This window comes from Gilliamella sp. B14448G11 (assembly GCF_016101765.1).
Classification (GTDB): Bacteria; Pseudomonadota; Gammaproteobacteria; order Enterobacterales; family Orbaceae; genus Gilliamella; species Gilliamella apicola_N.
In genome coordinates, this window is sequence record NZ_JACFPX010000055.1 from 1 (window position 1) to 368 (window position 368).

Consider the following 368-nt stretch of genomic DNA (forward strand, 5'->3'; position numbering starts at 1 on the left):
GTAAATCGATTCAATACGTTTTAACTCATTTTCATAAGCAGACGGGGTTTTCAACCTATTAACATGATAATAAAAAACACTTTTTTCCAGTTTTGTTGCTGATAGCAAATGTCTTAAGGAATACTGATATTTAAGAGCTAAAACAACTAACGTTTTTTCTTTATTTGTTGTCGTTTTGCTTGCTTCAGCTCTTCTAACTTTTTTAGAATAGCATTTTCTGCTCGTAGATAAGCAATTTCCTCTTTTAATGCTTCAATTGTTTTTTCATCATCACTGTGAGTAGGTTCAATACGGGGTTGCTTCATACAGGGTTTTCCTCTGGAACGATATTCAAGCCCTCGGAAACCTTTTTTATGATATCTATCAAG

General features: G+C 33.2%; 1 pseudogene. It reads right to left on the reverse strand.

From position 1 onward, the window contains the following. Positions 1-146: 146 nt before the first annotated feature. Positions 147-368 (reverse strand): annotated as a pseudogene (locus tag H3S88_RS13160) (helix-turn-helix domain-containing protein); the annotation flags it as partial.